Genomic DNA, 26,137 nt, shown 5'->3' on the forward strand with positions numbered 1-26,137 from the left:
CGGTAACAGGCTATGGCGTGCTCGCGCCAAATATCAGCTGCGCGGTCGGCGTTTCGACGCGGCGCAGTATCAAGCGACGAACGGTAGCCGACGGTGGGCAATCGCCCAGTTGCACATGACCGGGCATCCATAGCACCGCAGCGGCGGGGAATGGTGGAGAGCCCCAGGATTCGGTGAAATCCAGGGAGACCCCTTTACTGTCCGAAGCCAAACCCCGCGCCCAGGACAGGATATGGTCGCGCCCTGCGTCCCGATCGCCCGCCATGTCGATGAGGAAGGCAGTGCGCGAGCCATCCGCCATGGCGGGTTCACCGGGTGACAAGGCATATTCATCCACGCCCGCCGACGCGATCCGGCTACGGTCCATGAACTTTTCCTCGTCAGCGCGCATGATGTCGCCCACCGGCCCGTTCATCAGCGCGGCGGCGGCGGCAATGTCGTCGGCCCAGAACTCGCTGATGGTGTCATAGTCCGGCACATCACCACCGATGATGTGGTTTCGGGCGTAGCGGGTGAAGGGGAAATGCCGCGCGCCCAGCGGGGCGTGCTGCTCCTCATAATAAGCGTGGAACGCAGCCCGCGTAGAATCCGGTCGATGGACCAGGGCGCAAATACTCTTGGTCATGCAAGATCATCCTTTCCGTCGATCTGCGCCAGCAGCTTCCCGGCGGCGGTATAAGGGTCGATGCGCCGGGCTTCGGCTTCCGCGAGCACGGCCTGCCCCTGAGCACCGAGCGCGCGCGCAATCAGACGCTCCCGCAAAATTGCAAGCGTCTGTTCCCGTTCACGCAGGCCGGAACGTCGGGCAAAACCATCGCGCGCCTCCAATGCTGCGCGGTGGGCGAAGATCGCGTCGGCGATAGCCTTGCCACCTTCCCCGCTGGTCGCGACTGCGCGCAGCAAGGGAGCGGACCAGCCTGCGTCCCGCGCGACCGCCGCCTGTTCGCGCAGGTGGAGCATCAATTCATATTGGCGCTGCGTCGCTTGATAGCCATCACGGTCGGCCTTGTTGATGACGAATATCTCGCCCGCTTCCATAAGGCCCGCCTTCACCGCCTGCACTTCGTCGCCCAGGCCAGGCACGCCGACGATGATGGTAGTGTGGGCCAGGTTGACGACGTCGATTTCATCCTGTCCGACGCCGACAGTCTCGACGATCACGATGTCATATCCCATCGCGTCCAGAACCAGGCAGGCGTCATGGGTCGACCGCGACAATCCGCCCGCTTGCCCGCGCGTGCCCAGCGACCGGATGAACACGCCGGGATCGAGCGCGTGGCGAGCCATGCGCACCCGGTCGCCCAAAATCGCGCCGCCAGTGAAAGGGCTGGACGGATCGACGGCGATGACCCCGACGCGCAAGTCCCTGCTGCGCAGTTCCGTCACCAGCATGTCGGTCAGGGTGGACTTGCCCGCGCCCGGCGGGCCGGTGACACCGACGATCTGCGCGCGTCCGGTGGCGGGGAAGATGCGCCGCACCAGATCCGCGCCACGCGGATCGCGATCGTCCAGCCAGCGGATGGCGCGCGCGCCTGCCGCGACGACCCCGTCCAGCACTCCCTGCGCGATATCATTCATTCCGTCAGGCCGCCTCAGAAGCCTGCTTTTCGGCCCACCATTGCTCCAGATATTGCACGATGTCGCGCGTGTCGGCTCCCATGGTGAATATCTTGTGCACGCCTGCTGCCTGCAGCAGCGGCTGATCCTCCTGCGGAATGACGCCGCCCGCCAGCAGCAGCTTGTCCCCACCGCCCTGTTCGCGCAGCAGCCGCGCAAGCTTGGGCAGGTTGCGCGTGTGCCCTGCCGACAGGGTGGAAATGCCCACCACGTCCACATCCTCCTGAATGGCGGCGGCGGCGACCATTTCGGGCGTCTGCTTCAGGCCAGTGAAGATCACCTCCATCCCGGCTTCGCGCAAGGCGTGGCCGATGATGGTGACGCCCACCGTATGCGTATCCATGCCCAGCTTGGCGAGCAGCACGCGCAGGCGACGGTTTGGCTGTTCCTGCATGTCGTCAAACTCCTGCAAGCTGGCTGTCGGGGGTATGGACGCCGAAAACGTCGCGCATCGCGTTGCACAGCTCGCCATGCGTGGCGTAGAGCTTCACCGCATCCAGGCAGACGGGGACCAGATTGTCGCCGTTGCGCGCCGCTTCGCGCACCTTGTCCAGCGCGGCATCGACCGCTGGCTGGTCCCGCCGGGCACGAAGCGCACGGACCTTTTCGACCTGCTGTTCCTCCATCTCATCGTTCAGGCGGAAGATTTCGATTTCACGCTTTTCCTCCGGCAGGACCAGATGGTTGACGCCGACCCATTTGCGGCGGCCCTCCTCCAGATCCTTGTTCCGTTCATATTGTTCGCGGCCAAGGGCGCGCTGGAAATAGCCGGTCTCGATCGCCTTGACCGCGCCGCCCATGGCGAAGATCTTTTCCATCTCCGCAAAGGCCGCGTCCTCCATCTGCTTGGTCAGCGTTTCGACATAATAGGACCCGGCGAGCGGATCGATGGTTTCCGCCACGCCGGTTTCATGCGCGACGATATGTTGAAGCGCCGCGCCGACCCGGATCGCTTCTTCGGCGGGCAGTGAATGGGCCTCATCGTGCAGCGGCGTGGTCATATTCTCGCCCGCGCCGCCCAACGCGCACGCGGTCGCCATGATGGCGAGGCGACCGATATTGTTGAGCGGCTGCTGAAGCGTGAGCGCGATGGTGGTGGGCGACGTCATGAGCCGAATCTTGAGCGCTTCGGGCCGGGTCGCACCATAGCGTTCCTTCATCAGCCGCGCCCAGCATTTGCGGAAGGCCCGCAGCTTGCAGATGCCTTCGAAGAAATCCATGTCCACATTGACGACGAAATGGTTGAGGTAAGGCGCGACCGTGTCGATGTCCAAACCGCGTTCCAGCGTCGCGTCGATATAGGCGCAGCAGATCGCCAGGCTGAACGCGATTTCCTGCACCGGGTTCGCCTTGGCCGGTTGAAGCTGGGCGGAGATGATGGACAGCGGTGCCCAATTGGGATGGTTGCGAATGATATATTCAATCGCGTCGGTCGCGATGCGCAGGCCATGTTCGGGCGGATAGATATAGCGCCCGACGCAGGTATATTCGATCAGGATGCCGTTGACGATGTGGAGGACGAAATCCTTGGGATCGACGCCCTTTTTCTCCAGGGCGGCGATGATCATCGCCAGGTTCACCGGCTGCGGTGCGTTACATACGCTCATGAGATATTTGAGCTTGTCGAAAGGCAGGTCGAACGCGTTTTCCAGGTCTTCCAGACTGTCGAGCGCCATGCCTGCGCGGCCCACTTCGCCCTCCACCATCGGGTCGTCGCTGTCATAGCCGTTGGTGGTGGCCAGGTCATATTCCAGGATCAGGCCGGACAATCCCTGGTCCAGCATGAAGCGCGCCCGCTTCGCCCAATCCTCACCCTTGCCGAAGCCGGTGACCTGGGTCATCGTCCAGAAGCCGGAGCGATGGCCGTTGGGCCGGGTCGACCGGGTATAAGGATATTCTCCGGGGAAACCGACATCCTTGAGATAATCGAAACCCACCGCGTCCAGATCGGCGGGCGTATAGAGCGGCTTGATCGGCCATTTGAGCGCCTGGGTGACGAAGGGATCACGGCGTTCCGGTTGCGCAGCGACGAAAGGCGCGCGCGTTTCCGCCTGCCAGCGTTCCGTTTCGGCGATGATATTGTCGTTGGCGGGGGCAAATTCGCTGACAGGGCGGTTCATGCGACTTCCTTCAGGATCAGGGTTTCGGCAACGTCCCACAGGCGGCGCGCGTCATCGGGGTCGAGCGAGGCGGCGGTGACGCCCCAGCCGGACGGAAGCGACGGCGACCAGATCGGCGCGATGGCGCAATCCTCCAGATAAAGGCCGCCCTGCCCCGCCAGTTCTGGCGCGACGGCGGCCCAGACCGGCGTCGCCGCGCCTTCGTCCGCCGTTTTCATCCGCCCGTGCGGCAAGGTCCCATCTTCATTCACCCAGCCCAGCCGAACGGCGTCTTCGAAGGTGACATGGCGGCCCAGATTAGTGGCGACGCCGCCCGGCGTGCAGGCGTTCATAGTGACGCCCTGCCGTGCATGGCGGCGGCTATATTCCACGGCGAGCAAATTGGCGCACAGCTTGGCATGGCCATAGGCTTCGAACTTTTCATAGTCGCGCTGTCCGTAATTCAGGTCGTCCAGCCTCAGCTTTGCAAAATGATGCGAACCGGACGAGACGATCACGACCCGGCCCGTGCGCGCGGCCAGATTGGGCAGCAACAGTTCGGACAGGAGGAACGGCGCGAAATAATTGACCGCCATCTGGCTTTCAAACCCGTCTTCCGTGCGGGCCAGCGGCGGGCCCATCAGCCCTGCATTGTTGATGAGCAGGTCAAGCGGGCGGTCGCCCCACCGCGCGGCAAATGCGCGGACGGTGGCCATGGATAGTAGGTCGATGGCTTCCACCGCTGGGCGTGCGTGCGCGCCGCTCTGTGCCGCGATCGCTTCCGCTGCTTGATCACCTGCCGCGACATCGCGCACCGCCAGTGTCACCTCCGCCCCTGCCCTGACCAGGGCGGATGCGATGGCAACTCCCACGCCGGACGAGGCACCGGTCACGATGGCGGTGCGCCCGGCCAGATCGACACCGCGCAATAAGTCGTCGGCGGTCGGCACGGCGGCGCTGTGCGGGTTTGACATTCTCTCTCCTGATTTATTGACCGCAATTTACAGCAAGGCGCAGACCGGGCCAATCGGGGCCTTGCGGTTTGGCGCACGATTCATGAATATAGCGCATGATTTCATAATGGAGCCAAGCGTGGCCACCCACATCATCGACGCGCAGCAGAGCAAGGATCTGGTGCAGGGACGCATCGCTCTGCCAGGCGTGCTCATCGAGCTATGCGCCTTTCCAGAGGTCGAAGCCGAAACGATAGTGGTCACGGAAACGCAGGCGATCCTCTCACTCGGCCTTTCGCGCCTGCTGACAGGGTCGGAGGGTCGTCTGGCTGGCAATGAACGCACGCCCTTCATCCGTTTCGGGGCGCTGGGTTTCCGCCCGGCGGGAACGCCGATGGAAATGCGGGTGTCGGGCGGGGCGTTCCACACGCTGCGCTGCCGGTTTGAAGATTGGCGGATCGAAGCGGCGCTGGGCGCTGGACCGTTGGGACAGGCGGCGCTGGCGGCCTGTTTCGACATCAGGTCGCAAGCGATGGAAGACGCGATGCTGCGTCTGGCCAGTGAAGCGGAACAGCCGCAGGCGGACAGCGCGGCGCTGGCCCAATCGCTGGTCGCTATCCTGCTGATCGACCTTCGGCGATATCTGTCGGGCGCAGAGGTGCGGGCGCATCGTCGCAAGGGTGGCCTGACGCCGCGCATGCTGCGCCAGGTGCTGGAGCAGATCGACGCGCCAGGCCCGCCCCCGGACATCGACATGCTCGCCGCATCATGCGGGCTTAGCCGTTATCATTTCATGCGCTGCTTCCGCGACATGATGGGCATCGCGCCGGGGGCATTCACGCGCGAGGCAAGGATGCGGCGCGCCAAGGCATTGTTGGGAGGAGACGAACGGCGACCCTTGGCCGACATAGCGCGGGATTTGGGCTATTCAGGCGCTCCCGCCTTTTGCGCCGCCTTTCGGCAACAGGTAGGACGCTCTCCGTCCGCCTATCGCGCGCTCATTCGATAGCGGAACATCCCGAATGCATCCCGCCGACAGGATTTCGCAGGTTGCTCATCCACGCTCATGGCTTCATAAGATCATATGACAATCCCATTACAGAATGCGCCTTCGCTTTCGAGAATTCAGGAAAACTGGCTCGCCGCGCGGGAACGCCAATTGCTTACCTGGCTCTGCAGCCGGATGCCGCGCTGGGTCACGCCCGACCGCCTGACATTTCTGGGCATGGTTGGCGCGTTCATGATCTTCCTGGGCTATGTGGCCAGCGCCGTGAACCCATCCTGGCTGCTCGTCGCCATCGCTGGCTATGTCGTCCAGTGGTTCGGCGACTCGATGGATGGCAGCATCGCGCGCTATCGGCGAATCGAACGCCCATCCTACGGCTATTTCATCGATCATAGCTGCGATGGCCTTGCGACATTGCTGATCCTGGCCGGGATCGGCCTTAGCCCATATGTGACCATGGATATCGCGATGGTGGCGCTGGCGGGATATCTGTTGCTGTCGATCCACGCCTATCTTTCCGCCCGCGTGCTGGGTGAATTCAAACTGTCCTATCTCGCGGCGGGGCCGACGGAATTGCGGCTGATCCTGATCGCCCTGACGTTGATGATGATGGTGCTGGGGTCAGGCCCCGGACTGTTCGGTGCGGTGTCGGGCTTCGATATTTTCGTGGGGACGGCGGGTGCCATCCTGATCCTGCTGTTCATCATCCAGACACTGGTCACCGGGCGGCGGCTGGCGCAGGCCGAGCGGCGCGCGCAATGACAATCGGCGCGGCTTGAGCGCGGCCTGCCCATGATCCAGATACTGATCGACGCCGATGCCTGTCCGGTGAAGGATGAAGTCTACAAGGTCGCGCTTCGCCATGACGTGCCGGTCATGGTGGTCAGCAACAGCCCCATAAGAATACCCAGCCACCCCCTGATCAGCCGGACGGTGGTCAGCGATGGGTTCGATGCGGCGGACGACTGGATCGCCGAACGTGTGGCGAGCGGGACGATCGTCATCACCGCCGACATATTGCTGGCGGACCGTTGCCTGAAAATGGATGGCGTGGTGATCTCGCCCACGGGCAAGCCATTCACCGCTGCGTCGATTGGCAACGCCATCGCGGTCAGGGCGATCATGGCTGACCTGCGGGCGGGCGGCGACAATGTCGGCGGGCCTGCCGCTTTCAGCAAGGCTGATCGATCCCGTTTCCTGTCCGCGCTGGATGAAGCGCTGGTCCGGCTGATCAGGATGCAGCGCCGCGCGGAGCAGCAACCGCTTTGACATTGACCGCTGACGGGCGCACGGGTCGCCCGGTCAGCTTCGCGAGCATTCATGCAAATTCATAATTTCGATATCGACCTGTTCCTCCGCGAATATTGGCAGAAAAAGCCGCTGCTCATCCGCAATCCGTGGACCGCGTGGAGCAATCCTCTCGAGCCCGACGAGCTGGCCGGTCTGGCCTGTGAGGAGGATGTCGAATCCCGCCTGATCGAGCGGACGGGCGACAATTGGACGCTGGACCACGGTCCGTTCGCCCCGGAACGTTTCGGCGCATTGGGCGGCCAGCCATGGACCTTGCTGGTCCAGGCGGTCGATCATCATGCGCCCGATGTCGCGGCGCTGATCCACCCGTTCCGCTTCGTCCCGAACTGGCGGATCGATGATGTCATGGTCAGCTATGCCAGTGATCGGGGCGGAGTAGGACCGCATTTCGATCAATATGATGTGTTCCTGCTGCAGGGGTTGGGCAAGCGCCGCTGGCGGGTTGGGGGGCTGTGTGATGAGGCGAGCATATTGCTGCCGCATGACGAACTGCGCTTGCTCGCGACGTTCGAGGCAAAGGATGAATGGGTCCTCGAACCCGGTGATATTCTCTATGTGCCGCCGGGCTACGCCCATGACGGCGTTGCCGTGGGCGACGGCTGCATGACCTATTCCATCGGCTTTCGCGCGCCTTCCCAAAGTGAGTTGATCGAGGGGTGGTGCGATCATCTGGTCGATACGATCCAGCGCGACGACCGCTATGCCGACCCCGACCTGCAGGCGCAGGACAATCCGGGCGAGATTTCAGCGGACGCGCTGGCCCGGCTGCGCGGGATGATGACGCAAAAACTGCTCGACCCGCAGGGCTTTGCCCGCTGGTTCGGGGAATTTAACAGCAGCCGCAAATATGCCGACGCGGACTGGCGTCCCGAAGAGCCGGTCCAGCCCGACGAACTGCGCGCGCGCCTGGCCAGCGGCGTCGCCTTGCTGCGCAACCCGGCCAGCCGCTTTTCCTTCATCCGCGGGACGGGCGACGCCGTCCTGCTCTTTGCCGATGGGCAGAGCTTCGACTGTTCCGGTGAGGCCGCAGCATTTGCCCGGCAGATTTGCGCGCAGGATCATGTCCTCGCCAGCCCGGCCCTGGCCGATTCCCCCCCTTGCCTGACGTTGATCGCCGCCCTGATAGACCAGGGCAGCATAGCCGTTGAAGAGGACTGAAAGGGCATGACCCGCCTGATCCTGTTCAACAAACCTTATGGCGTGATGTCCCAGTTCACCGACGTCCGGTCGGAAACGGTTCGCCCCACTTTGTCGGCCTTTATCGATGTGCCGGGCGTCTATCCGGCCGGGCGGCTGGATCTGGACAGTGAAGGCCTTCTCCTGCTCACCGATGATGGCAGGCTGCAGTCGCGTATCGCCGACCCGAAATACAAGACGCCGAAAACCTATCTGGCGCAGGTCGAAGGCGATCCCCAGGAAAGCGCGCTGGAACAGTTGCGGCGTGGTGTGCAGTTGAAGGACGGCATGACCCTGCCCGCGCAAGTGAAACGCATCGACCCGCCCGACCTGTGGCCGCGCGATCCCCCGGTGCGGTTCCGCAAGAGCGTGCCGGACTGCTGGATAGAATTGACCATCAGGGAAGGCCGGAACAGGCAGGTGCGCCGGATGACCGCGGCCGTCGGTCACCCGACGCTGCGGCTGGTGCGGTGGCGGATCGGGGATTGGACGATTGACGCTATGCAGCCGGGCGAATGGCGTGACGGTTGAACGAAGGAGAAGCGAAATGCTGCCAGCCCGCACTTTTAGCGTTACGATCAATCGTGATTGGCAGGCGCTGTACGAGATGATCTGGCGTCCTGAATTTTTCCCGAAATGGGCGTCGGGCCTCGTCGACTCCGGTCTTCGGCAGGATGGGGATCATTGGGTCGCGGATGGCCCCGAAGGACCCATCCGCATCGGCTTTTCGCCGCATAATGTCTTTGGCGTGATGGATCATCATGTCGACCAGGGCGACGGCGTGAAAATCCATGTTCCCATGCGAGTCATCGAAAATGGCGACGGCGCTGAAGTCATGCTGACCCTCTTTCGTCAGCCGGGCATGGATGATGAACGCTTTGCAGCCGACATCAAATGGGTGAACCGCGATCTGAAATCGTTGAAGGCCCTGGTGGAGCGATAACGCCAGTAGCTGGCCGCGATCCGGCATCAGTCGAGTAACAGGTGCATCCGTCCGATAGCGACCGGCTTTTCCCGATCCGTCTGCCAGCAGATGGCATCGATATTGACCACCTGCCGCCCGACGCGAACCAGACGCGCCTGCGCATAGCTGTCGATCATCATCCCGCCGCGCAGGAAATCGAACGACATATTGATGGGCTTGGGCCGCGGGTGCCCGCTTTCCTGCGCGACCGCTTCCAGACACGCCAGTTCCAGCAGGCTGGCGATGACGCCGCCATAAAGAAAGCCGGCTCGGCCTTCCAATGAAGGCGCAGCAGGCATCATCAGCGTCGCCGCACCCGCTTCGCCAGCAACGGTCCGAATGCCCAGCATCCGCGCATAGGGCGCGTGAACGATCATGCACCTTCCATGAAGAAAAAGCTGGCGGTCGCAGAGGCGATCGGCCGATCCGCATCGCCATCATGGACGTTGCAACGGGTGAAGGCGACCTTTCGCGTCACATGATGACAGTGCGCGCGCGCATGTAGCGCCTGTCCCGCGCGGGCAGGCCGGAGATAGTCGATATGCAGGTCGAGCGTTGCCATGCCACGCCACTGCCGCGTCCGCGCGATGATCGCCGCACCCGCTGCGGCATCGACGAGCGAGATGATCGGGCCGGACGAAACCAACCCGGACTCCACGTCCATCAAGAAACCGGGGGCGAAAGGGCAGGCAAGTTCGGCCCAATCGGGTCCGTTATCAACGGTATAGATGCCCAACAACGCATGATGCCCGCGCAGCGGCAGGTTCTTCAGCCGTTCAAAGGCGTCCTCTTCCTCCGCCACTCAGGCCGTCCCGCGCGGCTCACGCGGCAGGCCCAGCCCGCGTTCCGCGATCAGGTTGCGCTGGATCTGATTGGTGCCGCCATAGATGGTGTCGGATCGCGAAAAGAGGAAAAGGTTGGGCAGCGTATCCCATTCATATTCCGCATGGTCGCTGATCTCGCCACCCTGCCCCAGCACGTCCATCGCCAACTCGCCCAGATTGCGCCGCCAGCTGGCCCACTGGATCTTGTAGGTCAGCGCCGCGCCATCGATTCTGGAATGATCGGTCTGCGACAACATCCGCAACGCACCATAGCGCATCAGGCGCAGGCCGACTTCTGCCTTGGCCAGACGCTGGCGGATCAACGGATCATTCGCCGCGCCATTGGCCTTGGCCGCTGCGATAATTTCGTCCAATTCATTGCGAAACCCCATTTGCTGGCCCAGCGTGGACACGCCGCGTTCGAACGCCAGCAGCCCCATGGCGATGCGCCAGCCGTCGCCCACCGCCCCGATCAGGCTATCCGCCGAGCAGCGTGCATCGGTGAAGAAGGTTTCGTTAAATTCCGCGTCGCCGTTAATCTGACGAATGCCCCTGATCTCTATTCCCGGCTGGTCGATCGGCATCATCAGGAAGGTCAAGCCCTTGGGTCCCTTTGACCCTTCCTCGGTACGGGTGATGACGAAAATCCAGTCGGAAATATGGGCCAGGCTGGTCCAGATCTTCTGACCGTTGACGACCCATTCATCGCCTTCCAGCTTTGCCTTGGTGCGGACGCTGGCCAGATCAGACCCGGCATTGGGTTCGGAAAAGCCCTGGCAGAATATGGTTTTACCCGCCGCGATGCCGGGCAGGAAACGCTGTTTCTGCTCCTCCGTGCCGAACGTCAGGATGGTCGGCCCCGCCAGTTCGACACCGATATGGTTTACCCGGCCCGGCACGCCTGCACGGGCATATTCTTCGGCAAAGATCACTTGCTGCGCCAGCGTTGCCTCTCGCCCGCCCCACTGGCTGGGCCAACCGATGCATGACCATCGATGGGCGGCCAGCTGCTGTTCCCATTCCTTGCGCCGTTCCGGGCTGCCGGTCAGCTTGGTAACGCCCTTTATATCGCGGAATTCGCCCGCCATCTGACCGTTCAGCCAATCGGCGCATTCCTGCCGGAACAGTTCGTCTTGCGGTGAAAAGCCCAGTTTCATGCCGCTTCCCCCAATATCATCGCGGCTATCCTTTCGCGGTGCCAATCGCCACTGCCCAACATCGTCTGAAGCGACCGGGCGCGTTTGAAGAACAGATGCGCATCATGTTCCCAGGTAAAGCCGATGCCGCCGTGGAGCTGGATCATGTCCCCGGCACAGCGGAAATAAGTGTCCGTGGCAAAGGACTTAGCGGCATGGACCGCCATCGCCGCTTCGTCGGCTTCTTCATCAATGGCGCAGGCGGCCCAGTAAACGGCGGATCGCGCCTGTTCGATCTCAACCATCATGTCGGCCAGCCGGTGTTTATAGGCCTGGAAGGACCCGATGGGACGGCCGAACTGGATGCGTTCCTTGGAATAGGCGACGGTGCGGTCCAGACATGCCTGCGCGCCGCCCAATGCTTCGGCTGCGGCGGTGATAAAGCCTGCGCGATGGGCTGCTGCCAACGCGGCCGCCGGATCGGGGAGCCGTTCACCCGGAACATTATCCAGCCGCACATGGGCAAGGGGCCGCGTCTGGTCCATGCTCGTCTGCGGTGTGACACTGACCCCCGGCGCGTCGGCGCGCACGACCCAGACCTGGCGCATGTTCGTGACGACGAACAGGTCGGCGCTGGTCCCATGGGTGACGAACCGCGACCCGCCGGTCAGCCGATCCCCATCCGCCTGCAACGCGGCGTCATGGAAATAGCCCGCTATGGCCTCCCCTGAAATCAAACGAGGGAGCCATTCCGCCTGCTGGCCCTCACTACCGCCTGCTGCAATCGCCTGCGCCGCCTGCGCCAGACTGCCTAGCATCGGCAGGGCAGCAACCTGCGCCCCTGCCGCTTCGGCGATGACCGCCAGTTCAACCATGCCCAGCCCCGCGCCCCCGCCGCTTTCGGGAAGTCCGATGCCGGACAGGCCCAGTTCCTGACAAAAGCCGTGCCATAGCGCGCGGTCGATACCGTCGTTCGCCATCGCCTTGCGCGTGCGTTCGCTGGTGGCATTTTCGGCGAAAAAGGCCCCGGCCGTCTCCGCAATCATCGTTTGTTCGTCGGAAAACGCGAATTCCATTGTCGCCTGCCTTTGCATATCCGGCTGGTAACCAGGCCCCACATCCAGCGGGGCGCGACAAGCCGCCCTTGCGCGACTTGGCCCGCTACGGTTTGATGGCAAACATCGTCGCAAAAACCGCAACGATGCGCCATACAGATTGTGCTATACCAGCTTACTGACGACTTCAAGCATCAATTTGCGGATTTTTATACGCGATATATTCCGTATTTATCTTAAGGCTTCGGGTTCAGCTTTCCGCGCCGGTGATCCGCACGACCCTGTTGCTGAACTTTACCGTCCTGACCACCAGCGATGTTTCGACATGCCGGACGCCTTCAACCTCCAGCACTTTGCCGGATGCCAGCTTATGAAGATCATCCAGGTCGTCATAAAGGCATGTCGCCATGATGTTGAACGGGCCCAAGGTGATCATCACCGCCTTCACCAATGGAATGTCCGCGATGTTGCGCGCGATCTGGCGCACATGGCCGACATCGGCCTGCACCGCGATGAACGCGATATTGGTCGCCTTTTCCAGTTTCAGCCCGGTCAGCGCGGTGAAGGCGATCAGCTTTTCCTGCTGCAACCGCTTGATCCGGCCCCTGACCGTGCCTTCATTGACGCCAAGGTCGCTCGCGATCTTGCGATTGGACACGCGTGCATCCTGCGCCAATATGCGGATCAGCTGGTGATCCAGATCGTCCAGATCGGGTCTGCTCATGCAAGCCTCCTGCTGTCGATCGGGCCGGTATCCAGGCCATAACGAACGACGTCCAGCCCGACCGCAGGGGTCATCGACTTGATGCCCGGCACTTTCGACAATTGATCGGTGATCAGGGACGGCAGTTCGTCAATGTCACGCAGCGTCAGCAACAGGCTGATCTGATAGCTGCCGGTAACCAGATGCGCGGCGAAGACTTCGGGGAATTCAGCCAGGTCCTCCGCGACGTCCAGGGCTGGTCGCCCGCTGACCTGGACGGCAACGTGAATGATGACGTGATAGCCATGGACCGCAAAGTCCGACACCGCCACCACGCGCAGCATCCCGGCTTCTTCCATCCGCCGGATGCGCGTCGATACGGTGGACGCTATCAGATTGAGGGACTCTGCGATCTGCTGATTAGTCGCGCGACCATTTTGCCGCAGCTGTTCGACAATCTTGCGATCCGTGTCGTCGAACACGAAGATTTCGCTCATAAACCTTACTCATCCCCTTTCAGCCGCAGTTCTTGCCAGCAAAGGATCGACAGGTCGAATCGAAAGCGCGTCGTCCAACGCGGCCCGGTCACGCTCCACCCGCGCGGCAGCGGCCCAGCCGAGCAGCGCCGAGAGGAAACCGAATGGAATGACCAGGGTCAACGCCATGCGGAGCGATGCGGCGTCATTGCCCATGATCTGGCTCAACCACCCTGTCACCCACGGCCCGATGAAAAAGCCGATCAGGGTCGTCACCGCCAGGAACATCGCCGTCGATGCCGCCCGGATGCGCGACGGCAGCATATATTGCAGGGTCGCGAGGAAGCCTACGGACCATCCTCCCCCCAGCAGGCCGGCAGGAATGGCGGCGATGCGCGCCATGTTGAAACTGCCTGCCCAACTGGCCATCAGGATCGCGCAGGTGGCCGCGCCAAGAGCCAGTGCGGACAGGCGCGACGGCCATATCATGCTGCGGCGGGCGAGCCGGTCGGATAGCGCGCCGAACAGCAGCATGCCGACCAGCCCCGACAGGCCGAAATTAAGCGCGAAGGTCGACTTCACGGCAACCGGATCAAGCCCGTAGGCGCGGGTGAACAGTTCTGGACCCCAATAGCCGAACGACACGCCGGACAGCACGCCGAAGCCGAAAGCAAACATCATGAACATATAGGCCGGGCTGCGCGCCAGGCACTGGATCAGCAAGCCCAGCGGCATCGTCGGCTCCTGCTCTACGCCGATACCATTCCGGCGTGGTTCGCGGATCAGGAACATGGCGGCCAGGCCAAGGACCAGTCCGATGGCGCCCATGCTGTAAAAGGCCATGCGCCAGTCATATACAGCCGCGATCGCCGGACCGCCCGCTTGTCCCGCTATCTGCCCTGCATAGGCCGCCAGCCCCAATATCGCAAAGGCCAGGCCGCGTCGTTCAGGCCGGAAATAATCCGACAGCAACGAATAGGCGGGCGCGACGAATGCCGCCTCCCCCACCCCCACGGCAACCCGCGCCAGCGTCAGGCTGACAGGGCCGCTGGCCAGGCCGGTTGCGATGGTCGCGCCGCTCCACAGGACGCACCCTGCCGCGATGATCTGAACCCGTGACGTGCGATCCGCCAACCGGGCGAAGGGGACGCCCAGCACCACATACAAAAATACGAATGCGGGGCCCATCAGCATGCCGACCATCGCATCGCCAATGCCGAATTGCGCCTTGATCGGGCCGATCAGCCCGGTGATCAGATAGCGGTCGGCATAGTTGACGATGTAGATGGCGAGCAGGGTCGCCAATACGACCCACGGGTTTGAAGCAGGGCGCATCTGTCAATCCCGCAGCAGCGGGCCGCCATGGACGTGCCACAACTGTCCATTGACCCATTCCCCGTCATCGGGCTTGCCCCCGTGGCGGTGCGGCAACCGCCGCGCCGTCGCGGTCCCGATGCAGCGACCACCGCGCACGACAATGCCTGCCTTGCCTTCCAATCCGCACATCATTTCCTCCAGGGGGTTTTCACAGCGCCGGGCGCCTGTTCTGCCATGGCGCGGCTTGTTCCAGCTGCCCTGCCAGTCTGAACAGCAGCGCCTCATCGCCATAGCGACCCATGAACATGACCCCTATCGGTAGTCCTGCGGAGGACATGGCGAGGGGCACCGACATGGCGGGCTGGCCTGTCATGTTGGCGATTTGGGTAAAGGGTGAAAAGGCAGCCGCGCGCTGTCCCCATGCGGCGAAATCCACATCGGGCGACAGGTTGATCTGCCCCAGCTTCAGCGGCGGCGATCCCAGTGTCGGCGACAGGATGACGTCATAGGTCGCCATGAACTGTGCCATGGTGACCGCCGCCGCCTGGAGCGTGTTGTTCGCCCGCGCGAAGTCCATGCCGGTCACTTTCTGCCCAAAGCCGACAAAGCCCAAGGTGATCGGCTCCAGCACATCCGCACTGATCGCCACGCCGGTCGCCTTAGCGCGGTCGGCCATATCCGCTGCTACGGATGATCCGATCAGCACGAAGCTCGCCGCGCCCATCGCGGCAATATCCAGTTTTGGCGCGGCTTCTTCGACATGATGGCCCAGGCTTGCGCACAGCCGCGCCGCCTTGCGCGCGGCCTCCACACATTCCCGATCGACCGGCGACCCTGCAGGCGCATCCAGCACCAGCGCGATGCGCAGGCGGCCGGGCGCTTTGCCGACCTGCGACAGGAAACTTTCCGCCGGGGTCGGCGCGGCGTAGCGGCTCCCTGGCTCCGGCCCCTGCGTCGCATCCAATATGGCGGCGGAATCGCGTACGCTGCGGGTGACGGCATGATGCACCGACAGTCCGCCCCAGCCCTCCGTGCGGGGCGGCCCCATCGGCACGCGCCCCCGACTGGGTTTCAGCCCGAACAGACCGCAGCAGGACGCCGGAATGCGGATCGACCCGCCCCCGTCCGTCGCATGAGCGGCAGGTAGCACGCCCGCCGCCACCGCTGCCGCCGCTCCGCCTGACGACCCGCCGGTAATATGTTCGGGGTCCCACGGATTGCGCGTGTCACCGGTCAGCTTGTTTTCGGTCGTGCCGGTCAGTCCCAGTTCCGGCACGGTCGTCTTGCCGAAGATGACGAAGCCCGCCCGCTCGATCCGCCGGACCAGTTCGGATGTCACCGCAGGACGGTAATCCTTGTAAAAGCGGCTGCCATTTTCCGTCGGCAGGCCCGCAATATAGGTGTTCAGGTCCTTGAGCAGCCAGGGAACGCCACTGAACGGACCTTGCGACAATCCGTTGGCGATCGCCGCCCGTCCATAATCATAATGTTTCTGCGCAATGAAGTTGAACCGGGGATTGAGCGCTTCTGTCCTGGCGATTGCCGCATCCAACAGCTCCACAGGCGATACCTGCTTCTTGCGGACCAGTTCGGCCAGACCCAGCGCGTCATGTTGGCCCATAGGGTCAGAACGCGACGCCGCAGCCTTGGCCGCTCCCGCCATTCCCACCAGCGCAGCCGCACCAACGCTCGCCATGCTGTCCCGACGTGTCATGTCCATTCCTGTTCACTCCAACGGTGCCGTTCCCGCGCCGTGTTCCATGTCATCAGGCTAAGCTGCGGTCTGATCCGCATAGTAACGCGCATAATATTTGCGGAATTGGGGGATAGGCCCGTCCCCGTCGCAGATGATCGGATTGGGCTCAAACTTCTGCCGATCCCACACGACCTTGTCCTGATCGAACTGTTTGCAGATGTCGCGGATGATCGCCCTGGCAACGCCAGCGCGCTCGCCTTCCGCCTGCGCCTTGGGCTGGGTGAAGCAGAATCGGACATGCACATGGTCCAGCTCCACCGGCGCAATGCAGGCGACCAGCAGCGTTTCGGAAATGCCGGTAAAGCGCGTCCAGCTTTGCCCCGGCCCCATCGTATCATAGCTGATGCAGCCGTCCACTTCACCCCAGGGCGTGCCCATCTTCGCCTTTACATCCGCGCCCCGGCCCCATTCGCCCCAGCGCAATTCGCCCAGCGGCACGTTGGCGGTGCCGTGGATGAAGCGGAAATGGGCAACGTCGACGCCATTTTCGGCCATGTTCTGGATCGAACCCCAGACATTCCATTCATGGACTTCATAATCGGTCCAGTCGGGATCGCTCGCCTCGGGCAGCACCGCCACTTCGAACAGCGGCGCGACGTCCTGAGGATGATACCAGGCCCAGATGAAGCGATTGGCTTCGGTGATATGCCAGTTACGCGTGCATTTGCGCTTCACCTGCGGCGGGATGTTGCGGGCATAGGGAATGTCCTTCACCACAGCCTCGTCGCCATCATAGCGCCAGGCGTGGAAGGGGCATTCCAGCAGATTGCCATGCACCTTGCCGCCATGACCCATATGCGCGCCCAGATGCTTGCAATAGGCGTCGAGCATACGGACCTTCCCGTCTTCGCCGCGCCAGATGGCCAGATCCTCCGAAAAATAGCGCAGCGGCTTCACCTCGCCCACCGCCAGTTCGGACGACAGCAGCACGGGATACCAGCCAAAGGGTATGCCGATATCCAGGTTGCGCTGCTTGACGGAGGCGCGATCCTTCACCTCCGCCAGCCGCCAGTCGGCCAAATCCTGCCCTCTTAGCTTTTCAAGTATTTGCCAGACGGCAACGGGCGGCGTGCGCGCATCGGTGGCGGCGCTGGTTTCGGTGTTGGACATGGGAAAGCTCCGTCGGATTATTTGAGGTCAAAGACCTTGATGGCGTTTTCGCGCAGGAATTTTGGCCAGACTTCATCTTTGAAGGGCACGTTCTGCATGTCGCTGAAGATACGGTCCAGGCTAAGGCCCATGGGGAAATATCCGGCATAGATGATCTTGTCCGCGCCGCGCGTATTGGCGTAGTCGATGATCGCCTTGGGATAATGTTTGGGCGCAAAGGCGCTGGTCGAGTAATAAAGGTTCGGCCATTTCAGCATCAGCTTGACCGCCAGCGCCTCCCACGGTTCCGCGCCATGACGCATGACAACCTTCAGTTCGGGGAAGAACCAGCAGACCTCGTCCAGATGCTCGACCTTTTGGGTTTCCATCGGGATGCGCGGCCCTGGGATACCTGCGTTCAGCAGCACCGGCAGCCCCAGTTCCGCCGCGCAGGCATAGAGCGGGAACATATATTTGTGATTGATCGCCACCTGCGGCAAAGTCCCCGCCGGAAATACACTGATCGCCGACAGGCCGACCTCTGCATGGATGCGCTTGATCCGTCGCACCTCCTCCATCCCCTTATTGGGGTCGCAAGGCAGGTCGAAGAAGAAGCGGTCGCCGAACATTTCCTTGGCGCGGTATGATGTGGGATTGTCGTTCCAGCCGACCAGCGCCTTGTCGATGCCATGCTGGTCCATCTGTTCGACAGTCCAGGACACGAAATCATCGACCTTTCCCGTCTGCGGAATGTCCTTGAACATATATTGGGCAGGCATGGCGAACTGTTCCAATGTCTGCTGATCCTTGATCAACGGACGGAAGGGATCGAACCAGGCGGAACGGTCCTCCGCATCGGGGATGCCCAGCATGCAATCGATGATTTTGATGTCCTTGGGCATGCCCATGGGGAAATTCTCCTGTCAGTGTTTGGCGGCCAGCTTGGGCCACAGCGACCGCAGCGCGATCTTGTCGATTTTTTGAGAGTGGTTGCGCGGCAGCGGATCGCGCGAAAAGGCGACGCGGACAGGTGCCTTGTAAGGGGCCAGCCGCCCCGCCACCCAATCGATGATGCTACGTTCGTCCAGCCCGTCGGCCTGCACGACCGCGACCAGCGCCTCGCCCAGCCGATCGTCCGCAATGCCGAAAGTCGCGCATTCGGTGATTTGCGGCATTTCGCTCAGCACCCGTTCGACTTCGGCGCAGTAAATATTCTCTCCGGCGGAAATCACCATGTCCTTGGCCCGGTCGACGATGAAGATATAACCTTCCTCGTCCTGATAACCGATGTCGCCAGTGCGCAGCCAACCGTCCGCGGTGAAGGTTCGCGAAGTCTCCTCCGGCCGGTTCCAATAACCACTCATGATCATGGCGCTCCGCACGATGATCTCACCTGTATCGTTCGAGCCGCAAAGCGTTCCATCCTCCCGCTCCACTCGCAGATCGACCAGCGGCAGGACCCGGCCTGCCGATGCGCGTCGCGCCAGAAAGTCGGACCCTACGGCCTGCGCGATCGCGCCCGACGTTTCGGTCATGCCATAGCCGACCCCGATCATCGCATGGGGACAGAGCGCCCGGACTTCCTCCAGCAGATTGAGCGGCAGCGCCTGTCCGCCCGAACCGATATTGCGCACCGAACTCAGGTCGGCATCCCCGGCACGCGCCCGATGCACCATGTCCCACAACATGGTGGGCACGGTCGAAAGCTGCGTCACCCATTCGTGCTCAATCAGCCTTACGGCCTCATCCGCTTCCCAGCGGCGCATGATGACGATCTTGCCGCCGGACAGAAATGGCGCGAGGAAGCCGGCCCCCAATCCTGAGATATGGAAAAGGGGATATACCAATAATATGGCCTGGGGCGGCACCTGCGCCACGATGGCATCCACCGGAACCCCATATTCGCGCGCCATATTGTGCAGCACCATGGACCCGGTCAGCTGCGTGCCCAGCAATCCCGTAATCAGGCTGCGGTGGGACAGCACCGCCCCTTTCACCCGCCCCGTCGTGCCTGACGTGAACAGGATGGCGCAGGGATCTGACGGTTCGGCAGCCGCGCTGTTTGCCAGCACTGGCGTGTCATCCCCCAGCGGCTGCGTCACGTCGATCAGCCGCCCCTCATAGCCACCGTCGCGAAGCAGCGCGGCCCGTTCGGTATCCGCCAAGACCAGGTCGGGCGTAACTTCGTCGACCATCGCCGACAATTCCGCCGCCGACCCACGGCTGTTGAGCAACGCGGCAACCCCGCCCAGCCTGACCACCGCCAGAAATGCGACCATCCACTCCGCGCGGTTGCGCATGCAGATGGCGACCCTCTGACCGCGCCCGATGCCCAACTGGCCCGCCAGCCGATCCCGCCATTCAAACATGGCGGCAAAGCTCAACCGCCGCTCGCCCTCTGGCCCGTCATAATCCACGACGCAGGTCTGATCCCCAAAACGGCGCGCACTTTCGATCAGCTGATTAAGGTCGGAGGGCGCATTCACGAAAAAGCGCAGCCCATCCTGTTCGCCTAATTCAAAAGGCGTGCCCGGCGCGGTCACTTCAGCGAAAATTGGGTCGATCTTGCTCATGCCATCCTTGGGATCAATGTCGCTGGCGGAATTGTCTGACGGGAAAACGGCCCTGGGCCGCAGCCCCTGGTCGATCCCGGCATCCTCATCCTCGACTCGCTTTGCTCGCTCTGTCTGGACCTAAGTGTATTCCAGCATACGCGGATTTCAATCTTATTTTTTCTCCGCACTTTTAAGGGGGCAACGAGGTCGCTTCCTGCGAGGGCCTGCAACATCACCATCCCGTTGTATTTGTGTATATTTGCTAAGTTTCCTGATGCTTCTATCTTCACCATCTTGGTGGAAAGCGTCGCATGACCCCTATCACGAACAACGCAGCAAACACATATGTTCGGATTTTTTCAATTTACAAATTCCGCATTTTGGAGAATCCTAAAAGCGCGTGCATCGCTGGGTGAGGCATGGACGCAGTTTGGGCAGAGGCAGGGTTGGACGTCGAATGAGCAAAGATTTCGAGGGGCGCGTCGCCATCATAACGGGTGGCAGCGATGGCATAGGACTCGCCACCGCCGCGCTGCTGGCGAAGCGCGGCACGCAGGTCATCATCTGTGGTCGCCGTCAGGCGCTGCTCGACAGCGCGTATGACATGATCGCGTCACAAGGCGGCGCGGTAGAGGCGATCCAACTCGACGTTGCGGACAGCGAAGCGCTGAACGCCATGATCGAATCCACGGCGCGAAAATATGGCCGGCTCGACATGTTGGTGAACAATGCGATGTCCACGCATTACGCGCCGATCAGCAAGCTGACGCTGGACCATTGGCGCAAGGACTTCGCCGTCAACAGCGACGCCGTTTTCGTCAGCACCAAGGCCGCGATGGCGATAATGGCTGCAGCGGGCAAGGGTTCGATCGTCAATATCGCATCGACCTGCGGCATTCGCGCGACGGTGAACATGGCCAGCTATTCCGCGTCCAAGGCGGCGCTGGTGCATTTCACGGCCGCCGCCGCGATGGAGGCCGCGCCGCTGGGCATTCGCATCAACGCTATCATCCCTGGCCAGGTGCAGACCGCGCCGACTGAGCTGTTTTCCGCGCGCGCGGCAGACAGCGCCGCCCGCACGACCGCAGCCATCCCCATGCAACGCGGCGGGCAGCCTGAGGAATTGGCGCAGGCCATAGCCTTCATGCTGTCGGACGCCGCCAGTTACATCACCGGCACCGCCCTGCCCGTCGACGGCGGAAAGGCCGCTCAACTCTACATACCGACCTAGCGCACGGGACCAGTGTTTCGTCCATCCGGGCGACGCATCCGAACAGAATAGCTGCACGGCAGCACGATATCGGAACGATCGCGTCGATCCGTTCATCACCGTCATAATGTCAAGGGAGAGGATAATCATGACCAGGAAGCAAGCATATAAGGCAGCTCATTTAATAATCGGCGTCAGCAGTTTGGCTATTTCCAGCCAAACACTGGCACAAACTGCCACGACACCTTCAGAAACCGGCCTGGACGAAATTGTCGTCACCGCGCAAAAGCGTGCACAGAACCTTCAGGATGTACCCATCGCCATCAGTGCGATCAGCGCCGAAAAGGTTGAACAACTCGGCATCCGCGACAGCCGCGACCTAAGCGGCCTGGCCCCCAATGTCGTCATTACCCAGGGCACCACCAGCAACAGCGCCGCTGTCTTTTCCATGCGCGGCATTTCCAACGGCGGCAGCGAAAGCTTCGGCGTCGATGCTGCCAACGGCCTCTATGTGGACGGCGTGTATATCGCACGCGGCGGGGCCATGGGCCTTAGCGTCATGGACGTTGAACGGGTGGAAGTCTTGCGCGGTCCCCAAGGCACCCTGTTTGGCCGCAACACGACAGGCGGCGCGATCCATTTCATTTCCCGCGCGCCATCATCCACCTTCCGGCTGAAGGCAGAGGCTGGCTATGGCAATTTCAACGCCTGGAACGGCAAGATTTCGATCGATCCCGGCGAGATTGCAGGCATCTCCACCAGCTTTTCCTACAGTCACAGCGAACGGGATGGTGTCATCGACAATATCCTGCAACCGCGCGATTCCCGCGACCCCGGCGCCCGAAAGTCCGACGCGTTTCGCGCAGCCGCGCGCATCGGCCTGGGCGGGACCGGCAGCATTCAATATATGTTCGACTGGAACCGGATCAAAGGCACCCCGCTGCCCTTCGTCCTGACCAATGTGGCCGACGGCACGCCGAACGCGCCGATCACCATCGATGGCCAACAGGTGCTGGTGACCCAGCAGGCCCCGGTCGCCCAATATCTGGCGGGGGCAACCTTCGCCGATCCGTCCTGCGCGGCACTGGCCGCGCCCTCACGCTCCTATCGTCAGGACGTGTGCAATAACATCCTGAGCAGCGCCTATGACAAGAGCTGGGGCCATAATTTGCAGGTCCAGAATGATTTCGGCGGCTTCAAGGTCAAATCGACCACGGGCTACCGCTTCTGGAACAGCGACTATGTCACCGACCTGGACGGGATCGGCGCCTTCAGCGGCCCGGCTTTCTCCAATGCGACATTGTTCAACGGCATGCCTGCGTCGCTGTTGCAGTTCATTCCCACCATCCCCGCCGCAGCCATTCCGTTCATATCCGCGTCGCCTGTGCCCACAATCAGCCAGGACCTGTTCTCCGTCGACAATCAACGGCGTCACAAGCAGTTCAGCCAGGAAGTCGAAATTTCAGGCGATACCAGTTCGCTCGACTGGGTCGTGGGCGGCTTTTACTTCTGGGAAAAGGGGGGCGAAAACGGCGTTCAGAGCAGCGGGTTCGTCCTTGACACCAACTCAGTCTTCCTCGCGAACTTCGGCCCTCTTGGACCGGGCTTCGCTGCTGCCAATCCAGCACGCTACCGACTTGTCCAGACGCTTGCCCGGCTTAACTACACGACATCGAGCGAGAGCACTGCGGTTTACGGCCAGTTCACCTTCTATCCAGGCGGTCGTGACAGCGGCATCCGCTTGACGGCGGGCGGGCGCTATACCTGGGATGAGAAAAAGATGCTGCGCTTGCAGAATGGCACCGCCCCCCTCGCCATACCCGAATCCGGCGATGCCAAGTTCAGCAAATTCACCTGGAACCTGATGGCTGGCTATGATGTCGCCGATGGCGTCAACCTGTATGCGCGCGCCGCCACCGGCTATCGTTCGGGCGGTTTCAATTCGCAGGACCCGGCGATCGCCGGCACCAACCAACTTGGCAGCTTCGAACCTGAAAAGGTGACATCCTATGAAGTCGGCGTGAAGACTGAATTGTTCAATCGCCGCCTACGCCTCAACCTGGCAGCCTATCATAACATCTATGATGATCTTGCGGTCCTGGGTCCTGTGACTAACGCCCCGGTCGGCACCTTTGCCACCCGCATCATCAACGCGGGCAAGGTGGTCTATAACGGCGTGGAGGCCGAGGCCCAGGCAGTGCTGAACGACAATTTCTCGATCGACGGCAGCGTCGGCTATATCGACATCAATTATAAGGAGTTTCTTGCCGGGCAGTCGCCGGTCTCTGGCGCACCCCCGGTCAATATCGCGTCGATCGTAACGCCGGGCTATACCTCTCCGCTGACGGCCAATGTGGCGCTGAACGCGCAATTCCCGCTCAACTGGGGCAATGCAACCCTGCGCGGTCGGGTCGGATATACCCATGAAGACGGCAAGTATAATTTCAGCAGCTCCGTCGGGTCGCCGTTCAACGAACAGCTAAAGGGCGATGATATCGACCTGATCGACGCGCAGATCGGGATTGACGGCATTCCGCTGGGCAGCGGCGAAGGCGAAGTCCGCTTGTGGGTGAAGAACCTCACCAATGCGAAGGATTTCGTCCGCGGCATCGACTATGGCCCACTCGGCTTTGCGGGCGGATATTATGCCGAACCGCGAACATACGGCATCACGGTCGGCGCGAAGTTCTAAAACACATCAGGGCACGCCAATGCAGCCCCGCCTGCCGCCAAGCAGGTGGGGCTGTTCCTAATGATCGCTCGCGCTGAAAGCGCCATAGCCGGTTTCGGCCCGGACCCGCTGCGCCGGATAGCCCGCCCGATCCACGGCTGCGCGCGGCGAACGGTCCAGCACGGAAATCAGCCAGATCGCGATAAAGCCCGCCGGCACCGAAAAGATCGCAGCGGAACTATAGGGAAATGGCGCAGGCCCAAGGTCAAAGGTGCTGGTCCAGACAGCGGGCGACAGCAGCGTCAGAACAAAGGCGGTCAGCAGTCCAATCGTCCCGCCAATCGCGGCGCCGCGCGTCGTGCACCCATTCCAGAGTAGGGACAGGATCAACACCGGAAAGTTGCCCGACGCGGCGAGTGCGAAGGCCAGGCTGACCATGAAGGCAACATTCTGCTTTTCAAAAAGAAGGCCTAGCAGCACGGCCAGCGCGCCCATGGCGAGCGTCGTCAGTCGCGACACGCGCAGTTCCCCCGCCGAACTGACATTCCCATGACGGAACACCGTCGCATAAAGATCATGGCTGACTGCCGAGGCCGCCGACAATGTCAGTCCCGCCACCACGGCAAGGATGGTGGCGAAGGCGACCGCCGATATGAAGCCGAGAAAGGCGTTGCCGCCGATCGCATGGGCCAGGTGGATGGCCGCCATGTTGCCGCCGCCCCGCAGCGCGCCTTCACCATCCATATAGCCGCCTTCCGTACCGACGAGGACGATCGCGCCAAACCCGATGATGAAGGTGAGGATGTAGAAATAGCCGATCCAACCGGTCGCCCACAGCACCGATTTACGCGCTTCCTTCGCATCGGGAACGGTGAAGAACCGCATCAATATATGGGGCAGCCCAGCCGTGCCCAGCATCAACGCGAGGCCGAAGGAGATGGCGGACACCGGGTCCTTGATGAAATTGCCCGGCCCCATGATCGACTGGCCGCGATCGGCCGCTTCTGCCGCCGTGGCACCGCTTGCCAGCGCCGCCTGCGTCTTTACTTCGACCGCCCTGGCGAACAGCGTTTCGGGCGAAAAGCCGGTCGTCGCCAGCACCATCAGCGCCATGAAGCTGGCCCCACCCAAGAGCATCACGGCCTTGATAATCTGAACCCAGGTCGTCGCGCGCATGCCTCCGAAGAGGACGTAGAGCATCATCAGCGCGCCGACGATGATCACCGCAACGGCATATGGCAGGCCGAAAAGCAGCTTGATAAGCTGCCCCGCCCCGACCATCTGCGCCACCAGATAGAAGGACACGATCAGCAGCGTGCTGATGGCCGCGAAGCTGCGCACCGGCGGCTGCGCAAAACGGTAGGATGCCACGTCAGCGAAGGTGAAGCGGCCCAGATTGCGCAACCGTTCGGCCATCAGGAACAACAGGATCGGCCACCCGACGAGAAAGCCGGTGGAATAGATCAACCCATCATAGCCATCATTGAAGATCTGCGCAGAGATGCCGAGGAACGACGCGGCGGACATATAGTCCCCGGCCATCGCAAGGCCGTTCTGGAAACCGGTGATCCCGCCGCCAGCGGTATAAAAATCCGACGCGGTCCGGGTACGGGCAGCAGCGGCTTTCGTGATCCACAGGGTCAGCCCGACGAAGGCGACGAACATCGCGATGGCAACCCAGTTGACCGGTTGGCGCTGCGCTTCCCCTTCCAGTGCGGCGGCCATGGCCGGATCGAAGGGCAGGAAAAGCAAGGCGGCCATGGCCAGCGCCACGCACCGCGTCATGCGCCATGATCCCGCAAAATAGCCGCCATGCGCGCGTCAAAACGCCGGTTGGCATAGGCGACATAGACACCGGTCAGCGCGATGGCGAAGATAATGAGGCCAAGACCGAGCGGAATGCCCAGCGACGTCACGCCATCCCCAACAGGCGTTTCAAGCAAGCCTTTATTGAAAGCAATCAGCAGCAGGTAACCGGCGAATGCAGCAAATATCAATGCCGACAGAAACCAGCCCAGGCGCAATCTTTGCCCAACCAGGTCACGATAGCGCGGGTCGGCTGATATGCTTTCGACCAACGCCGCTTCTTCTCGATCCACTGCGCCCCTCCGAATTCTTCCGCGGTGAGCGTGGGCGAACAACGCAATGAATGCAACAGTCTGACATGAGGATTATGCGACCCCAGCCTTGACGGCCCATCCGGTGCGCGTAAGCTAACG

27 protein-coding genes are annotated in these 26,137 nt (G+C 62.1%); 8 read left to right on the forward strand and 19 right to left on the reverse strand.

Features of this window, described 5'->3' with window-relative positions; all coding sequences use genetic code 11:
* Positions 1-10: 10 nt before the first annotated feature.
* The 5 genes from FHS54_RS15910 to FHS54_RS15930 are packed head-to-tail and all read right to left on the reverse strand — an operon-like array spanning position 11 to position 4,690.
* Positions 11-625, reverse strand: coding sequence for an EthD domain-containing protein (locus FHS54_RS15910; RefSeq protein WP_167305108.1), 615 nt, complete (start codon positions 623-625; stop codon positions 11-13).
* Entirely contained in the window at positions 622-1,578 is a 957-nt protein-coding gene (gene meaB / locus FHS54_RS15915) for a methylmalonyl Co-A mutase-associated GTPase MeaB (RefSeq protein ID WP_167305109.1), read from the reverse strand. The genes FHS54_RS15910 and meaB overlap by 4 nt, the downstream gene beginning before the upstream one ends.
* Positions 1,579-1,582: 4 nt before the next feature.
* Complete coding sequence (locus FHS54_RS15920) at positions 1,583-2,011, reverse strand: cobalamin B12-binding domain-containing protein (protein ID WP_167305110.1); 429 nt, start codon at positions 2,009-2,011, stop codon at positions 1,583-1,585.
* Between the two features lie 4 nt (positions 2,012-2,015).
* Entirely contained in the window at positions 2,016-3,737 is a 1,722-nt protein-coding gene (locus FHS54_RS15925) for a methylmalonyl-CoA mutase family protein (RefSeq protein WP_167305111.1), read from the reverse strand.
* Positions 3,734-4,690, reverse strand: a complete 957-nt coding sequence (locus tag FHS54_RS15930) for an SDR family NAD(P)-dependent oxidoreductase (protein WP_167305112.1) — start codon at positions 4,688-4,690, stop codon at positions 3,734-3,736. Before FHS54_RS15930 ends, FHS54_RS15925 begins: the two co-directional genes overlap by 4 nt.
* Positions 4,691-4,808: 118 nt before the next feature.
* Between FHS54_RS15930 and FHS54_RS16610 the strand changes: the two genes are divergently transcribed.
* The 6 genes from FHS54_RS16610 to FHS54_RS15960 all read left to right on the forward strand — a co-directional run bounded on the left by FHS54_RS16610 (position 4,809) and on the right by FHS54_RS15960 (position 9,105).
* Positions 4,809-5,678 (forward strand): helix-turn-helix domain-containing protein, encoded by an 870-nt coding sequence (locus tag FHS54_RS16610; RefSeq protein ID WP_167305113.1) that lies wholly within the window; start codon positions 4,809-4,811, stop codon positions 5,676-5,678.
* A gap of 75 nt (positions 5,679-5,753) precedes the next feature.
* Positions 5,754-6,437: a CDP-alcohol phosphatidyltransferase family protein gene (locus FHS54_RS15940; RefSeq protein WP_167305114.1), complete on the forward strand. Its 684-nt coding sequence runs from the start codon at positions 5,754-5,756 to the stop codon at positions 6,435-6,437.
* A gap of 33 nt (positions 6,438-6,470) precedes the next feature.
* Positions 6,471-6,944 carry a YaiI/YqxD family protein gene (locus FHS54_RS15945; RefSeq protein ID WP_167305211.1) on the forward strand — a complete coding sequence of 158 codons (474 nt, stop codon included), beginning with the start codon at positions 6,471-6,473 and terminating at the stop codon, positions 6,942-6,944.
* 51 nt (positions 6,945-6,995) lie between these two features.
* Entirely contained in the window at positions 6,996-8,144 is a 1,149-nt protein-coding gene (locus tag FHS54_RS15950; RefSeq protein ID WP_167305115.1) for a cupin domain-containing protein, read from the forward strand.
* Between the two features lie 6 nt (positions 8,145-8,150).
* Positions 8,151-8,693 carry a pseudouridine synthase gene (locus FHS54_RS15955; protein ID WP_167305116.1) on the forward strand — a complete coding sequence of 181 codons (543 nt, stop codon included), beginning with the start codon at positions 8,151-8,153 and terminating at the stop codon, positions 8,691-8,693.
* 16 nt (positions 8,694-8,709) lie between these two features.
* A complete protein-coding gene (locus tag FHS54_RS15960) occupies positions 8,710-9,105 on the forward strand; it encodes a polyketide cyclase (protein ID WP_167305117.1) in 396 nt (131 codons plus the stop codon).
* A 26-nt stretch (positions 9,106-9,131) separates the two neighbouring features.
* Here the strand turns inward: FHS54_RS15960 and FHS54_RS15965 are convergent, their stop codons facing one another.
* From FHS54_RS15965 to FHS54_RS16020, 12 genes are all read right to left on the reverse strand, one after another.
* Entirely contained in the window at positions 9,132-9,503 is a 372-nt protein-coding gene (locus FHS54_RS15965) for a PaaI family thioesterase (RefSeq protein ID WP_167305118.1), read from the reverse strand.
* On the reverse strand, positions 9,500-9,928 hold the full coding sequence (locus FHS54_RS15970; RefSeq protein ID WP_167305119.1) for a hotdog domain-containing protein: 429 nt from the start codon (positions 9,926-9,928) through the stop codon (positions 9,500-9,502). Before FHS54_RS15970 ends, FHS54_RS15965 begins: the two co-directional genes overlap by 4 nt.
* Positions 9,929-11,107, reverse strand: a complete 1,179-nt coding sequence (locus tag FHS54_RS15975) for an acyl-CoA dehydrogenase family protein (protein ID WP_167305120.1) — start codon at positions 11,105-11,107, stop codon at positions 9,929-9,931.
* Entirely contained in the window at positions 11,104-12,162 is a 1,059-nt protein-coding gene (locus tag FHS54_RS15980) for an acyl-CoA dehydrogenase family protein (protein WP_167305121.1), read from the reverse strand. Before FHS54_RS15980 ends, FHS54_RS15975 begins: the two co-directional genes overlap by 4 nt.
* Before the next feature lie 229 nt (positions 12,163-12,391).
* Positions 12,392-12,865 (reverse strand): Lrp/AsnC family transcriptional regulator, encoded by a 474-nt coding sequence (locus FHS54_RS15985; protein WP_167305122.1) that lies wholly within the window; start codon positions 12,863-12,865, stop codon positions 12,392-12,394.
* Entirely contained in the window at positions 12,862-13,341 is a 480-nt protein-coding gene (locus FHS54_RS15990; protein WP_167305123.1) for an Lrp/AsnC family transcriptional regulator, read from the reverse strand. Before FHS54_RS15990 ends, FHS54_RS15985 begins: the two co-directional genes overlap by 4 nt.
* A 9-nt stretch (positions 13,342-13,350) precedes the next feature.
* Positions 13,351-14,655: a spinster family MFS transporter gene (locus FHS54_RS15995; protein ID WP_167305124.1), complete on the reverse strand. Its 1,305-nt coding sequence runs from the start codon at positions 14,653-14,655 to the stop codon at positions 13,351-13,353.
* 3 nt (positions 14,656-14,658) lie between these two features.
* Positions 14,659-14,829 carry a hypothetical protein gene (locus FHS54_RS16000; RefSeq protein WP_167305125.1) on the reverse strand — a complete coding sequence of 57 codons (171 nt, stop codon included), beginning with the start codon at positions 14,827-14,829 and terminating at the stop codon, positions 14,659-14,661.
* 16 nt (positions 14,830-14,845) lie between these two features.
* On the reverse strand, positions 14,846-16,351 hold the full coding sequence (locus FHS54_RS16005) for an amidase (RefSeq protein ID WP_243855805.1): 1,506 nt from the start codon (positions 16,349-16,351) through the stop codon (positions 14,846-14,848).
* A gap of 57 nt (positions 16,352-16,408) precedes the next feature.
* Entirely contained in the window at positions 16,409-17,503 is a 1,095-nt protein-coding gene (locus tag FHS54_RS16010) for a Rieske 2Fe-2S domain-containing protein (RefSeq protein ID WP_167305127.1), read from the reverse strand.
* 17 nt (positions 17,504-17,520) lie between these two features.
* A complete protein-coding gene (locus tag FHS54_RS16015) occupies positions 17,521-18,390 on the reverse strand; it encodes an amidohydrolase family protein (RefSeq protein WP_167305128.1) in 870 nt (289 codons plus the stop codon).
* 15 nt (positions 18,391-18,405) lie between these two features.
* Positions 18,406-20,055: a class I adenylate-forming enzyme family protein gene (locus FHS54_RS16020; RefSeq protein ID WP_167305129.1), complete on the reverse strand. Its 1,650-nt coding sequence runs from the start codon at positions 20,053-20,055 to the stop codon at positions 18,406-18,408.
* Positions 20,056-20,494: 439 nt separating this feature from the next.
* Between FHS54_RS16020 and FHS54_RS16025 the strand changes: the two genes are divergently transcribed.
* Complete coding sequence (locus FHS54_RS16025; protein ID WP_167305130.1) at positions 20,495-21,268, forward strand: SDR family NAD(P)-dependent oxidoreductase; 774 nt, start codon at positions 20,495-20,497, stop codon at positions 21,266-21,268.
* Between the two features lie 127 nt (positions 21,269-21,395).
* Positions 21,396-23,939, forward strand: coding sequence for a TonB-dependent receptor (locus tag FHS54_RS16030; protein ID WP_167305131.1), 2,544 nt, complete (start codon positions 21,396-21,398; stop codon positions 23,937-23,939).
* A gap of 57 nt (positions 23,940-23,996) precedes the next feature.
* On the opposite strand, the gene FHS54_RS16035 is transcribed toward FHS54_RS16030, so the two are convergent.
* The gene (locus tag FHS54_RS16035; protein ID WP_167305132.1) at positions 23,997-25,703 is read right to left on the reverse strand and encodes a cation acetate symporter; all 1,707 of its coding nucleotides are present in this window, start codon (positions 25,701-25,703) and stop codon (positions 23,997-23,999) included.
* Complete coding sequence (locus FHS54_RS16040) at positions 25,700-26,017, reverse strand: DUF485 domain-containing protein (RefSeq protein WP_167305212.1); 318 nt, start codon at positions 26,015-26,017, stop codon at positions 25,700-25,702. Before FHS54_RS16040 ends, FHS54_RS16035 begins: the two co-directional genes overlap by 4 nt.
* Positions 26,018-26,137 lie beyond the last annotated feature (120 nt).

The sequence above is a fragment of the Sphingobium vermicomposti genome (assembly GCF_011762025.1).
Classification (GTDB): domain Bacteria; phylum Pseudomonadota; class Alphaproteobacteria; order Sphingomonadales; family Sphingomonadaceae; genus Sphingobium; species Sphingobium vermicomposti.

Excerpts from the sequence above, each read along its gene's own strand:
- FHS54_RS15910 (WP_167305108.1), bottom strand. The coding sequence starts at position 625 with ATGACCAAGAGTATTTGCGCCCTGGTCCATCGACCGGATTCTACGCGG.
- meaB (WP_167305109.1), bottom strand. The coding sequence starts at position 1,578 with ATGAATGATATCGCGCAGGGAGTGCTGGACGGGGTCGTCGCGGCAGGC.
- FHS54_RS15920 (WP_167305110.1), bottom strand. The coding sequence starts at position 2,011 with ATGCAGGAACAGCCAAACCGTCGCCTGCGCGTGCTGCTCGCCAAGCTG.
- FHS54_RS15925 (WP_167305111.1), bottom strand. The coding sequence starts at position 3,737 with ATGAACCGCCCTGTCAGCGAATTTGCCCCCGCCAACGACAATATCATC.
- FHS54_RS15930 (WP_167305112.1), bottom strand. The coding sequence starts at position 4,690 with ATGTCAAACCCGCACAGCGCCGCCGTGCCGACCGCCGACGACTTATTG.
- FHS54_RS15940 (WP_167305114.1), top strand. The coding sequence starts at position 5,754 with ATGACAATCCCATTACAGAATGCGCCTTCGCTTTCGAGAATTCAGGAA.
- FHS54_RS15950 (WP_167305115.1), top strand. The coding sequence starts at position 6,996 with ATGCAAATTCATAATTTCGATATCGACCTGTTCCTCCGCGAATATTGG.
- FHS54_RS15955 (WP_167305116.1), top strand. The coding sequence starts at position 8,151 with ATGACCCGCCTGATCCTGTTCAACAAACCTTATGGCGTGATGTCCCAG.
- FHS54_RS15960 (WP_167305117.1), top strand. The coding sequence starts at position 8,710 with ATGCTGCCAGCCCGCACTTTTAGCGTTACGATCAATCGTGATTGGCAG.
- FHS54_RS15965 (WP_167305118.1), bottom strand. The coding sequence starts at position 9,503 with ATGATCGTTCACGCGCCCTATGCGCGGATGCTGGGCATTCGGACCGTT.
- FHS54_RS15975 (WP_167305120.1), bottom strand. The coding sequence starts at position 11,107 with ATGAAACTGGGCTTTTCACCGCAAGACGAACTGTTCCGGCAGGAATGC.
- FHS54_RS15980 (WP_167305121.1), bottom strand. The coding sequence starts at position 12,162 with ATGGAATTCGCGTTTTCCGACGAACAAACGATGATTGCGGAGACGGCC.
- FHS54_RS15985 (WP_167305122.1), bottom strand. The coding sequence starts at position 12,865 with ATGAGCAGACCCGATCTGGACGATCTGGATCACCAGCTGATCCGCATA.
- FHS54_RS15990 (WP_167305123.1), bottom strand. The coding sequence starts at position 13,341 with ATGAGCGAAATCTTCGTGTTCGACGACACGGATCGCAAGATTGTCGAA.
- FHS54_RS15995 (WP_167305124.1), bottom strand. The coding sequence starts at position 14,655 with ATGCGCCCTGCTTCAAACCCGTGGGTCGTATTGGCGACCCTGCTCGCC.
- FHS54_RS16000 (WP_167305125.1), bottom strand. The coding sequence starts at position 14,829 with ATGATGTGCGGATTGGAAGGCAAGGCAGGCATTGTCGTGCGCGGTGGT.
- FHS54_RS16005 (WP_243855805.1), bottom strand. The coding sequence starts at position 16,351 with ATGACACGTCGGGACAGCATGGCGAGCGTTGGTGCGGCTGCGCTGGTG.
- FHS54_RS16010 (WP_167305127.1), bottom strand. The coding sequence starts at position 17,503 with ATGTCCAACACCGAAACCAGCGCCGCCACCGATGCGCGCACGCCGCCC.
- FHS54_RS16015 (WP_167305128.1), bottom strand. The coding sequence starts at position 18,390 with ATGGGCATGCCCAAGGACATCAAAATCATCGATTGCATGCTGGGCATC.
- FHS54_RS16020 (WP_167305129.1), bottom strand. The coding sequence starts at position 20,055 with ATGAGCAAGATCGACCCAATTTTCGCTGAAGTGACCGCGCCGGGCACG.
- FHS54_RS16025 (WP_167305130.1), top strand. The coding sequence starts at position 20,495 with ATGAGCAAAGATTTCGAGGGGCGCGTCGCCATCATAACGGGTGGCAGC.
- FHS54_RS16030 (WP_167305131.1), top strand. The coding sequence starts at position 21,396 with ATGACCAGGAAGCAAGCATATAAGGCAGCTCATTTAATAATCGGCGTC.
- FHS54_RS16035 (WP_167305132.1), bottom strand. The coding sequence starts at position 25,703 with ATGACGCGGTGCGTGGCGCTGGCCATGGCCGCCTTGCTTTTCCTGCCC.